The following is a 12,533-nucleotide window of genomic DNA, read 5'->3' as shown; positions in this document are numbered from 1 at the left end:
GCACCGCCGACCCGCCCGAGTCACCCCTCCAGCCCAGTCCCTGAACAGCTCACTCCTCGCGGCGCTCGCCGAGCACGGTCGGGGCCTGTCTTCAAGCGTCCCGGCACGTCACTGGCCGGACGGTTACCTACCTCTGGACCTTCCTCACCCAGACGCAGCAGGGCGAGTGGCTGCTGGGCTATCGCTTCAGCCTGGGCCGGGCGGGCAAGACGCCCAAGGACGTGCTGGGCGGCACCCAGGGCGCCCTCGTGGTGGACGCCTATACCGGCTACAACGCGGTGACGCTGCCGGAAGGGCGCGTGCGTGTCGGCTGCTGGGCCCACGTGCGCCGCCGCTTCTTCGAGGCGCTCGCCACCGCGCCCGAGGCCCGCGAGGCCCTGGACTTCATCCTCGCTCTCTACCGGGTGGAAGCCCTGGCGCGCGACGCGGGCGTCGTGCGCACGGACGCGCACCGCGAGCTGCGCCAGCAGCAGAGTCTCCCCGTCCTCACAGCGCTGCGCGCGTGGCTCGAATCGCAGCTCCCTCGCCACCTGCCCAAGGGCCCCATGGGCCAGGCCCTTTCCTACGCGCTGAAGCAGTGGGATGCCCTCTCGCGCTTTGTCTCCGATGCGCGCCTGCCCCTGGACAACAACCGCTCCGAGGCCGCTCTTCGCAAGGCCGCTCTGGGAAGGAAGAACTTCCTCTTCGTCGGCCACGAGGCCGCGGGGCAGAACCTCGCCGGCCTCTATGCCCTCGTCGCCACCTGCGAGGCCAACGGCGTCAATCCCGAGACGTACCTCGCGGATGTGCTGCTTCGCGTCCAGACACACCCGCATGCGCGCATCGGCGAGCTGCTGCCGCACGAATGGAAGCGCCTTCGCGCCGCCGACTCCTCCTGACGCTCCCTCACCACGACACCTCACCCCATTGGGACTCGCGGCGCCCGCCGAGCACGGCCGAGGCTTGCCTTCAAGCTCGCCGACACGTCGTTGGCCGGACGGTTAGGGATGGAGGGCATAGAGCGATCGATGCCTCACATCCTCCGAAAGGCCCCACTCAGTCTTGCGCTGCGCCCGCCCCAGGAGCGCCTTCACATAGTCGACTGCAGAGGCATGCCTCTCGCGCCTGCGGAAGTACGGCTGCAGCCAGGCGCCTACCGCCGCCAATTCCGTCACGAGACGGCCAACCAGCCGGACTTCCGATGCCTGCGCATCAGTGACCAATGGCCGCTGCATTGGAAGTCTCGCGCCTCCCCCTCTTGTTTCTTCAAGAGGAGGAGGGCTGTGGGACCTTTCAAACTACAACTATAGGACTCAGCCCGCAGACTACGAGCACCCAACCACTCTACAGAGGCAGGCTGCACAACTAGCACACCTGCCAAATCAGCCAACATCCACAACGATCGAGGTCAACCATCAACCCAAGCAAGGTCAAGCATGGCGAGAACCGCCCCCTCCCTCCGACCGCTCGACAAACTCAAGAATATTCTTCTCTAAAAAAACACGAACCACCTGCGCACTAACATGCGAAGCATAGTCTTGAAAATCATCACTTTTCCCAGAGTCCGACAAATCACTAACAGCCTTTAGCGCAAACACCAAAGGCCTCGGCTCAGAGGCTTCACGCGCGGCAGCATAAACCCCGTAAATCTCCATCTCAATCGCAGTCAGCTTTCGATGCTGAGCATCTTTTATCTCGGACACAGTAAGACCATCCGCAAGAACGGACGACCCAGAAGCCACAGGACCAACAACACCTCGCAAGGGATTTTTTGGCTTAGGCGCGGGCCACGAACCCAAAATTGCCGCCCATGCAGCACCATCCTCAATCATCCGCTCATATCTTGAACTAACAATAGGCTCAACATCAAGTTGATGCGGATCGCTCTGAAACCGAACGCCACCTGATTTCTCATCCCTTACGCGCTTCCCGCTCTGCCATTCCCACACAGGAGTAGCCAAAACAACATCACCAATGTCTGCGCGCCCGACCACGCCGCCGCATATCCCAGCCATAACCAAAATCCTAGGACGAAACGCCTCTATGAACTTCATTGTATGGAGTGCAGAAGCCACCAACCCCATCCGCGGCGCTGCCGTAGCAACAACAGAGAATCGCCGTCCTGACACCTCAAACGACCCCTCATAGTACGAAGATGTATGATCCAACAACCTGAGCGGCCCAAATCGCCACGGCAAATTCCGAACGGCCTTTAGCTCAGGCTCCCTTAGCGCCGTCACAACACAAACATCAACACCAAACTGCACAGGCCCGGGCGAGCGCCCAATCTTCAACAAATCAGCAACTAGCGCCCGAATTTGATTCTGCCAACGCTCCTGCGCCTGATCAAAAAAGAGTAAATTGATCAGTCTTTCGGCCAACCGGTCCTCATGCTCGCGGGACAGATCTTCCCTTGCGGTCACCGCAACAATATGAGCTGGACGGTAGTAACCTTCACGAACATGGATCTCCTCAATGAGATCAAGCCCTCCAGAATCGGACGGTCGATCTTCCGGGCGATTTGGCAACGCCAAATCCAGCACCATCAGCCCATAAGAATTTCGCCTCAGCTTCTCACGGGCATCAAAACAATTCTGGGCAATAGAAATATCATCACGGCCAACACCAGCCTCAGTCAAGATGGCAACCAACCGCTGCAGCTTAACCTGCTCATCGTCAACAATCAGAACACTAAGACTCAAGACGCACTCGATTCACGGACAAAAAAGCCCTCCGCAAGGAGTGCTTCCATTGCTCAGAGGCCACGTTGTAATAAATAATATCGACGAAATTATCAGAAAACGACGTTCGCAATATGCTTCCTAAAGTCAAAATGTCCATTTCCTCTTCACCCACACCAAAGCGTTCAAACTGAGTCACGACAATTGTCGGTATCGAGAGCCCCAGAAAATCCATATAACCAAGAAGCTCCCTCCCGCCAAATGCCTGTGGGCGCCCTCCAGGATCATTACTCCCAATATCATACGCAGGCAAAGACATATCTAACAGAATAAAATCAACCTCGCCCTGACGAACCTCCTCCTTCCCACTATGGACAGACCGAGCATAGGCCATGCTTGCTGCGGGGAAACTCTCCCGCACAAGCGCCGTTATTTGCTTTGACTTGAACTGATCATCCTCGACGATCAAGATCTTCATTCCGTCACCGAGGCAACCGGCAGCGCCTCGCTCCTACCAAGCGAAGGAACATTAAGCAGGGAGAACCCAACATGCACAGCAAAACAACCTTCTCCCTTGAATGAGAAGTCGAGCACATGGCTTTTGTGCTGACTGACAATTCTCTTGATCTTAACTAACCCAGACTTGCCCTCAGAAGCAACCCTGTCGCGATAGCCCTCCCCCCCAATCAGGCCTCTAATCTCAGAGAGCGACCGTTCAGCATCCTCTGTACGAACCCCGCCGGCAACCTCACTTTCGACATCTATCGAAACAAAGCTCGCATCATCCCGTTCTCTCACCGAAATCTTCACCCAAGGACTCTCCTTCACCCCTGAATGCTTATACACATTATCAAGCACAATGAACACAATGTCCGTAATCTCACTCAACACGCTAACCCCCATCTTCCTGTCGACCTCTGGGATTGTCGTGACCCTCGGCGTGAATCCGCGCAAAATTCGCTGCGCAGACTCAATCGCAATCTCAAGTATTTGCGCCATCGTAAAGCTAGCCTGCTCGGTCTCAGACTCACTCAAGTGGAGCCAATCAACAACGCGAATTATTGCGCCTTGAGCCCCCGTGTTTGCCTCAACCAAATGGCCTTTGAGATCTGCATATTGCCACTCAGTCAGCGTCCTCCCCAAGCGACCAAATGTCTCCTGAAAAACACGCTCCACCTCCATATTGAAAATACTTTCAACTGCAGCTCTTGCAACCTCAAGTTCAGCACTTAAGTAACTTTGAAAAACATGAAAGCACGATGACAGAAACGCATCGAACGACTTCGTCTCAACCGCATCACGTCGAATGAGATGTAAGTAGAACGGCCTAATCGACAATCTAAAAAGCCCCTCCGGCCGAGCTTCGCTTCTCACATAAAGAAGCGGCTTAATTCTCTCCTCAACAATACGATCGTACTCTACCGACAAGTAAGTCAAGGCGGCAGAGACCTTCTCCCTCTGCTCCGGAGTCGCGCCTTTTATCCTATCAACCCAATAGTCATTTCTACGATAGGAATTTGTCTCCTCCGATCTCGTCGTAATCAATTTATGATCATCCAATGGCCCCCTGAGCGTGCCCGACAAGGTTCCATGGCGAATCCGCATACTCAAGAAACAATTCAATCCGTGTTCTGGGTTCGCAAGAAACTCATCCCTAAGCGCCTCAATCATCTCCAACAGCAACGCATCATTGCTTTCGTTCGGAATGTCCAGATATCGCGTCGGAAGTGGCTTGCTTCCTGTAATCGCCTCGCGAAGGGCGACCTCGAATGCTTTGGACGACTGAGGAATCGCCTCAATGAATGAGAGATAGCGATCGAAGTCCTCCCGAAGCTCGCGTTCTGCCCACCTAGCCAGGGCATCGGTATCAACAAAAATGCGACTACGATCTACAAGCTGAACGCCTTCTTCAATCTTGAGCTTTGTCGCCAAGACCTTGATCTCTTCGAGATAAGACTCAGCATTCTTCGGGTCGAGCCCGACCAGCGCAGAGCACACATTCAGCCGCTCCTCCTCCACTGCTCTGGACGTAGACAACCTGCGACATGACTCAAGCACCAACGGCACACATACTCGACGAAGGAAATATACAACCTGAGCCATCGGGTATTGCTCTGCCTGGCGCGCGATATCGGAGGGCCTCTCAATGCCGTTCCGATTCAAAAATTCATCACAAGCCCATCTGAGGCTATTCCTGGCATCTTGATTTTCACGAGACCGATACTGGAGTTCAAAAAGAATCGGCGTCGATATTTGACCAAGGAAAGGACGCATGGATTTAATATTCTTCCCTGCCATCGCGCGCTCAACCGGCAAAATCCATCTGAGCGGCTCAAGCTGAGCGCACCAGTATGCGATCCTTTCAAGAGCTTCCGCCCCTTTGCCCAACTGAAGCAAGCAGTCGATTTCGATGCGGGCTCCACCAATTCGTTCGGCATGGGCTTGCGAATTCCCTAACCCTCTTCCGACCTCGAGAGCACGCGAATAATCCTTACAATCAATAGATCTCATGGCTTCGCACTCAGCCAACCGCTCCGGCGCGAGGCGACTGACCTCGGAAGCATCGACAGGAAGAGACAAAACCACCTTTGTTGCAATAAGATGCAAGGTGGATCCACCGAACTCGCTTAGTCGTCGAACATACTCTTCCCTAAGCGTCTTTGGTAAAGCAGAACTGTCCAGCGGATCCGTTCGCGACGTGAAAATAAATTTCATGAGTCGCGGTTCGCCAACATCCGCATGGGACGCTGCCGTACCAATGTTAATTGACGCACCAATCGCCATCATTGTGGGGATCGCACGAAAGTTCCGGGCAATCTTAGAAAGTTCGGCATGGGCGCGGTCAAAGACCTCATTGCCACTAGCCAATGTTGTCAACGCTACTACAACCTTCTCACCGAGATTCTCCGCCTTGCCAATCTCTTTAGCTCGGTCTAGCCGAGCAATGCTTTTTGCCTTGATCGAAATTGCAAGCAAGTCCGTTGGAGTTTGCTGGAGAGCAGCATCTGCAGCAGCAATCGCGTCACTATACTCTCCACTCCAATAGGCATTGAGGTCTGCTCCCGTTCCACATGGCAGCGACTCACAATCACCTACAACAAACTGCATCCTCCTGATGCGGGCATCTCCGACGACAGAGAGCAACGAAAACGACTCCGCCAAGGCCCGCAGCGTCTCTCCCTCTGGGTTCATACTCAACAACCTGGCCGAAACAATTATAAACGTCTCATACCAGTCAACAATTGAGCTTGTCGCATCGTGCCGCAAGAGATCGGCGAGCTTGCTGGGTTCGTTTGGAATCGTCCCAGATACGCGATACTCGATATAGTTCCGCAATTCCTCATCCAGCTTCCAGCGGTTGAGACTCTGCTGGAGGCGAGAGACAAACCGAGGCAATGCAATACTTTCCTCATTCCTTCTGCTCACGTGATGAGCAACAAACGCAGCAAACGATCCTTTGTTTTTCCGAATCAACTCATGCGCGTATTCCTTCTGTTTCTCCATTCCTCCCTTACCCTGCAACGCAGCGATACGGTTTTCGACAGCCCAAAGTGAGTACCCAAGCTTTTTCTCCGATTCCGTCAACACTGCCAGAGCCGCATCGAGATTGCCGGCCATGGCGCTTCGAGAAAACACTTCAACAAACCCACAATGCTCTCTAAGAGCCTGCATTCTCAGGCGCAGAATACGCGCACTCCATAGCAATTCTCTTTCGATTGGTATTTCCTCGAATGGGCGTCGCCTGTGAAGCCCTTTAAGCGTTCTGACAGGAGTAATACCCAATGCCTCCGTTCTGATTTGAGGCACTTTCGACATCCACGACGCAAGACCCTGAAGAAAGCCTGCTGGGAATTCTTCCCTGATTGCCTCGATTGTCTCGAGAAGCATATCGCCAGCGTTATTGGCCCGGCCGCGAATCAAGTTTTTATCGGCAGCCTGACCAGTATAGTTAATCTTCCGCAGCTTCAATCGCATTTTGCTGTATCACTCCGTGGCGCATTCGGGCGGCCTGCCCAATTTCACTTTATGCGGCTGATGGCTTACCTGCTGGTCTTCCTGGGACAGCCGTCAAGCACACGCTTTGTCACTATCACAGTCGCCTGCGTTGCGTTTGAATTCATTGCAAGGTGATTGACTTTGGAGCAGTTCTTCTTGGCATCGGGTGACAATTTTGTGCTCCTTGGTTGGGAACTTTCCGCTTGTGGCGCCGGTACTACTACTGCGCGGCCGCCCCATCGCCCAGGACGTTCTCTTACAAGAATAGCTCTGTGGATTAAGCTCACTGAGCCAAGTTGTTCGCCTGCTCGTGGGCTGTCGCAATCAACATGCCTCCATTTTTCGAAATGTAATGTTCCACTTCTACCAGGATCTTGTCCAACGCTGCGCCCACCATGCCGAACGCGCGCACCCCAGCTCTGAGGTGGAACGAATACGACTAGCTCCCACCTTGGGCGGTTCGCCCGAAGCCTCTCACCAGCACATGTAGGGCTTGTAAGAGGCCGGGTGACGCACAGTGAGTGCTGCCGCCCACAGCTGATTGATCCTTCGCTGCATTGGGAGTTTTGGGACCAGCCTTGGGAGGGTGAGCAGGAGCGAGGCGCATTGCACGCCTTCTGATCCTGAAAGCAAGGCCGGCTCTCTAGGGGGTACTTCCCAGCACCCTCCCACCGCCCGTCCGCCTGCCTCCCCAGCACTCAAATCGCCAGGAAAGACGGGAAGTTGAGGGGCCAGCCGAGCGCGTGGTACGAACTCCCGTTCAGTCTCCCCCTCTCATTTCCAAAGTGCCTGGAGCCGGCTTCCATGAGCGAGAGCAATGACGTCACGCGGCCTTCGTCCTCCGCATCGGTGCCTCCCCCCGGGGCCCCCGAGGCTGGCGCGGCCCAGACACTCGCCCAGAACGTGAGCACCCTCCCCGCTCCCGTCCCCCAGGCCAGCGCCGAGGACGATGCTCGCGAGCGCATCGCGTCCATGGAGCGCGAGGCCAAGGCGCTCGCCACCACCGAGCCACAGACGGCCGCCCTTCTCTTCCATGAGGTCGGCCTGCTCTGGGAAGAGCCGCTCAAGAACCCTCGCAACGCCGCCGTCGCGTTCCAGAACGCGTACAAGCTGGCGCCCCGGTTCCTCGCCAACATCCGCGCCGCTCGCCGCCTGTTCGCCGACGTCGGGAACTGGCAGATGGTCGTGCAGCTCATCGACGCGGAGCTCATCGCCGCCGAGGACACTCGTCAGCAGGCGGCCCTCCTCTTCGAGAAGGGGCAGATCCTCGAGGAGCGCCTGTCCCGCGACAACGACGCCGCGGATGCCCTGCGCCAGGCCCTGGACCGCAAGCCCACCGACGTCACCCTCCTCACCCAGCTGGAGTCCGTCTACGCCTCGCGCAACGACGCGGGCGCGCTGGTGGAGATCTACCGGCTGCTCGCCACCGCCGTCGTCCCGCCGTCCCTGCGCGCCCACTACCTCACCTCCGCGGGCATGCTCCTGGAGGAGCGCCTCAAGCAGAAGGACTCGGCCGCCGCTGCGTTCCGCGAGGCCTTCGCGCTCGACCGCTCCGACCCGCTGCTCCAGGCCGCCGTCAAGCGCGTCGCCGAGCGCGAGGGCCGCACCGACGAGCTCCTCTCCGCCCTCCTCTCCGAGGCCGAGGGCCAGGGCTCCCAGGGCGCTCCCGCGTACCTCCACATCGCCAAGGTGCATGACCGCCTGGGCCGCAAGGACGACGCGCTGTCCGCGCTGCTCGCCGCGCGCCGCGTGAGCCCCCATGAGCCGCTCGTGTTGAGCGCGCTCGCCGGCATCTACGAGACGCAGGGCCGCTTCGAGGAGCTGGCCGACGTGCTGCTCGCGTGGGTGGGCTCCATCAACGACGAGAGCGAGCTCGTCGCCATCAACCTGCGCCTCGCCGCGCTGTACGAGGACGACCTCAAGCGCGACCAGGAGGCCGCCGCCCGCTACCAGGCCATCCTCGCCCGCATCCCCAGCCACGCCGCCGCGCTCGCGGGCCTGGGCAAGCTGTCGTACCGGATGAAGAACTGGGAAGGCCTCGTCGCCGTCTTCGACGCGGAGGTCACCGCCGCCGAGGACGCCAAGGGCAAGGCCGCGCGCATGTACAAGGCGGCCGAGATCCTGGAGGAGCGCCTGAGCCGCCAGGAGGACGCCATCGCGCGCTACAACGCGTGCCTCCAGCTCCAGCCGGGCTACCTCCCCGCGCAGAAGGCCCTCACCCGCCTCTACGAGCGCCAGGGCCGCTTCGCGGAGCTGGTCCAGATGTTCGAGCAGGACCTGCTCCAGACGTCCGACCGCGATCAGGTCATCACCACGCTCAACAAGATGGCGGTCATCTACGAGGACCGCCTCGGGGACCTGGACCACGCCATCGAGTGCATGAAGCGCATCCTCGACCTGGCGTCGGATCACCTGCCCACGCTGCGCAACCTGGCCCGTCTCTACGAGCGCGCCGGACGCTTCCGTGAGCTGCTGGAGACCAACGACCTGGAGGCGTCGTTCGCCGGCGACACCAAGCAGGTCCTGTCGCTGCTCCACCGCAACGCGGAGATCCTCGACGAGCACCTGAAGGACCGCGTGGGCGCCATCACCGCGTATGAGCGCGTGCTCGCGCTGTCGCCCTCGTACCTGCCCGCGCTCAAGGCCCTGGGCCGGCTGTACGCGCAGGACACCCGGTGGGAGAAGCTCATCGACATGTACCGCGCGGAGTCGGAGATCTCTCCGTCCACCGACGCGGCCGCCGCGCTCATCTACAAGATCGGCGAGCTGTACGAGCATCGCCTCAAGCAGGAGAACGAGGCGCTGGCGTCGTACCAGGAGGCGCTGATGCTGGCGCCCAGCTACTTCCCGGCGCTGCGCGCGCTCGCCCGCATCCACCGCGCCCACGAGGCGTGGGAGAGCCTGGTGGAGGTGCTGCGAGCGGACGCCGCCAACCGCACGGATCCGCTGGAGCGCGCCAACGCGCTCTATCAGGCCGCCGCCATCTGGGAGGACCAGCTGGGCCGCCCGGAGCTGGCCATCGAGGGCTACCAGGAAGTCCTTCGCCTCACGCCGGGCCACGCCGCCACGCTGCGCGCGCTGGAGCGCCTGTACGTCGCGCAGGACAACGTGAAGGAGCTGGTGTCCATCCTCGACCGCGAGACGCAGGTGGGCCAGACGCCCTCGGCCAAGGTGACGGCGTACCTCAAGCTCGCGCGGCTGTACCTGGACCGCTTCCAGGAGCCGTCCCGCGCCGCGCAGTGCTGCGAGTCCGTGCTGGGCCTGGAGGCCGGCAACCTCACCGCCCTCATGCTGCTGGAGCGCATCCGCGTGTCGGACCGCGTCCGCCGCGCGGAGCTGCGCGCCCGCATCGCCGAGCGCGTCACCGACACGCGCCTGTCCAGCGCCCTGCGCATCCTGGCCGCCGCGGATCAAGAGAAGGGCCCGCCCTCCGAGCGCACCCTGGAGGTCTACCAGCGCGCCTTCGACGCCGACCCCACCGACGCGCGCCTCGCCTTCGGCCTGGAGCGCGTGCTGCGCCAGAGCGGTGACACCGCCGGCCTGTCGCGCATGTACGGCATGCGGCTGGCCGTCACCACCGACGCCACGGAGGCGCTGGAGCTGCTCCTGCGCGCCGCCGAGCTGGCGGAGAAGAACCCCGACCAGGAGCAGGCCGCCGCGCTGTACCTGCAGGCGCTGGAGCTCCAGGCGCAGTGCCTCCCCGCGCTCCAGGGCGCCCGCCGCGTGGCCCTGCGCCGGGGCGACTTCGCCACCGCGCGCACCATGATGGAGACCGAGGCCCGCGCGAGCCGCGACACCAAGAGCGCCATCGAGGGCTTCGTCGCCGCCGCGAAGCTCGCGGCCCAGAAGCTCAACGATCCGGACGGAGCCTCGGCCCTCTACCGCCTGGCGCTGGAGCGCGACCCGCTGCACCCGGGCGCGGCCACCGGCCTGGAGGAGCTGCTCGCGCAGCGCGGCGGTTCCTCCGACCTCGCGGCCCTGCACGAGCGGCGCGCGGAGGCCCGGCTCGCGCAGCGCGACGTGGAGGCCGCCGCGGCGGCGTACGTCACCGCGGCCCGGCTGCACAACGTGGCCCTGGGTGACCGGGCCCGTGCGCTCGAGGTGCTGGAGAAGGCCCTGGCGGCCAAGCCCGGCTTCCCCGACGCACTGGAGACCCGCGGCCTGCTCCTGCTGGAGGCGCAGCAGTACGCGGAGGCCGCGCAGATGCTCGGCCAGCGCGTGCAGCAGGGCGGTGACCCTCGCGTGCTCGCGCAGCACCACCTGACGCTGGGCGCGCTCTACCAGCAGCACCTCAACGACCCGGGCCGCGCGGCGGCGCACCTCCAGACGGCGCTGGCCACCCTGCCCCGCCACCCGGAGGCGCTGGAGCGGCTGGCCACGGTATACGCGCAGGGCCGCAACTTCGGCGGCGCGGTGGACTGCCTGCGGCGGCTGTTGGATCAGGACCTGCCCAACGACGCCCGCGCGCGCTTCACCGTGGAGCTGGCGCGCATCCACGAAGAGGGCCTGGGCGACGTCGCCTCCGCCACCGCGCTCTACAAGAAGGCGCTGGAGCTGACGCCGGGCGAGCCCGCGCTGGTGGACCGGCTGGTGGCCCTCTACGAGCGCCAGCGCAACCTGCCGGAGCTGGCGCAGATGCTGGAGGCCCAGGCCGCCGCCACCGTGTCCACGGACGTCAAGCGCGCGGCGTCCCTGCGCATGCGCGTGGCGAGCTTCTACGCGGGCCCCCTGACCGAGCCGGCTCGCGCCACCGTCATCTACCGGCAGCTCGTGGAGCAGGATCCGCAGAACCTCCAGGCGCGCGCCGCGCTGGCGGATCTGTATGGCCGCGACATGGCCAGCTTCCCGCTCGCCATCGAAGAGCACCGTCAGATCCTGCGGCAGGACCCCGCTCGCGTGGACAGCCTGCATGCGCTGTTCAAGCTGTGGGATGCCCAGAAGCAGCAGGACAAGACGTTCGCCGTCGCCGCGGTGCTGACCTTCATGCGCGCCACCAACGAGGTGGAGCAGGCCTTCTACTCGGAGGCCCGCGCCCGGCAGCCGCAGGAACCGCGTGAAGCGCTGCCCGCCGCGGACGTGGACACCGTCCTCATGCACCCGGCCGCGCGCGGCCCGCTGACGGACCTGCTGCGCGCCATGGGTGAGCACCTGGGCAAGGTGTACCCGCCGCAGTTCGAGATGCTCGGCGTCAACCCGAAGCAGGACAAGCTCAAGCCGGACTCGGCCGTGTTCAAGGCCGTGCGGGCGGTGGCGCAGACCTTCGGCGTGGAGGAGTTCGAGGTCTACCTCGCCCGGCGCGGCATGTTGCAGCCGGAGACGACGGAGCCCCTGTCCCTGTGCGTGGGCCAGGACGTGGTGCGCCGCTTCAACGCCCGTGAGCAGAAGTTCCTCATCGGCAAGGCGGTGCTGGGCCTGCTCAACAAGACGGCCGTCCTCTCCAAGCTGTCCCAGGGCGAGACGGTGGACCTGTTCGGCAACGCCATCCGCGTCCACGCGCAGCAGTTCAACGGCCTGGGCCGGCGCAACGACGAGATGACGAAGCAGCTCAAGAAGGCCTTCAACCGCAAGGCGATGAAGGCGTCGGAAGGCCCTGCGCAGACGCTGTCCGAGCAGTCGAAGATCGACGTCGCGACGGTGGTGGACGCGCTCGGCTTCTCCGCGGACCGCGCGGGCCTGCTCGTCTGCGGCGACCCGTCCGTGGGCCTCACCATGGTGCTGCGCGAGGATCCGAACGTGGTGGCCAACCGTCAGGACGGCACCACCGACGACATCCTCAAGGCGGTGCGCGAGCGCGCGGACCTGAAGGCCCTGCTGTCGTGGCTGCTGACGGACGACTTCTTCCGCCTGCGTCAGCGCATCGGCCTGTCGCTGTAATCG

4 protein-coding genes and 1 pseudogene are annotated in these 12,533 nt (G+C 61.7%); 2 read left to right on the top strand and 3 right to left on the bottom strand.

Annotated features, from left to right (window positions below):
* Positions 1–131 precede the first annotated feature (131 nt).
* Positions 132–878: pseudogene (locus tag D7Y11_RS11150) on the top strand (IS66 family transposase); the annotation flags it as partial.
* A gap of 531 nt (positions 879–1,409) precedes the next feature.
* Here the strand turns inward: D7Y11_RS11150 and D7Y11_RS11140 are convergent.
* From D7Y11_RS11140 to D7Y11_RS11130, 3 genes are read right to left on the bottom strand one after another with little or no spacing between them, the layout of a single operon-like run.
* Positions 1,410–2,681, bottom strand: coding sequence for a response regulator (locus D7Y11_RS11140; RefSeq protein ID WP_126933661.1), 1,272 nt, complete (start codon positions 2,679–2,681; stop codon positions 1,410–1,412).
* Entirely contained in the window at positions 2,671–3,138 is a 468-nt protein-coding gene (locus D7Y11_RS11135; protein WP_126933660.1) for a response regulator, read from the bottom strand. The genes D7Y11_RS11140 and D7Y11_RS11135 overlap by 11 nt, the downstream gene beginning before the upstream one ends.
* Positions 3,135–6,635: a hypothetical protein gene (locus tag D7Y11_RS11130; RefSeq protein ID WP_126933659.1), complete on the bottom strand. Its 3,501-nt coding sequence runs from the start codon at positions 6,633–6,635 to the stop codon at positions 3,135–3,137. The genes D7Y11_RS11135 and D7Y11_RS11130 overlap by 4 nt, the downstream gene beginning before the upstream one ends.
* An 825-nt stretch (positions 6,636–7,460) precedes the next feature.
* Here D7Y11_RS11130 and D7Y11_RS11125 point away from each other — a divergent pair.
* On the top strand, positions 7,461–12,530 hold the full coding sequence (locus D7Y11_RS11125; protein WP_126933658.1) for a tetratricopeptide repeat protein: 5,070 nt from the start codon (positions 7,461–7,463) through the stop codon (positions 12,528–12,530).
* The last annotated feature ends 3 nt before the right edge of the window (positions 12,531–12,533 follow it).

Origin of the sequence: Corallococcus sp. AB018, from assembly GCF_003986945.1 — a bacterium.
In the GTDB taxonomy this organism is placed as follows: domain Bacteria; phylum Myxococcota; class Myxococcia; order Myxococcales; family Myxococcaceae; genus Corallococcus; species Corallococcus exiguus.
The sequence above is the reverse complement of the archived record's forward strand: the minus strand, read 5'-3'. Positions and strand labels throughout refer to the sequence as shown.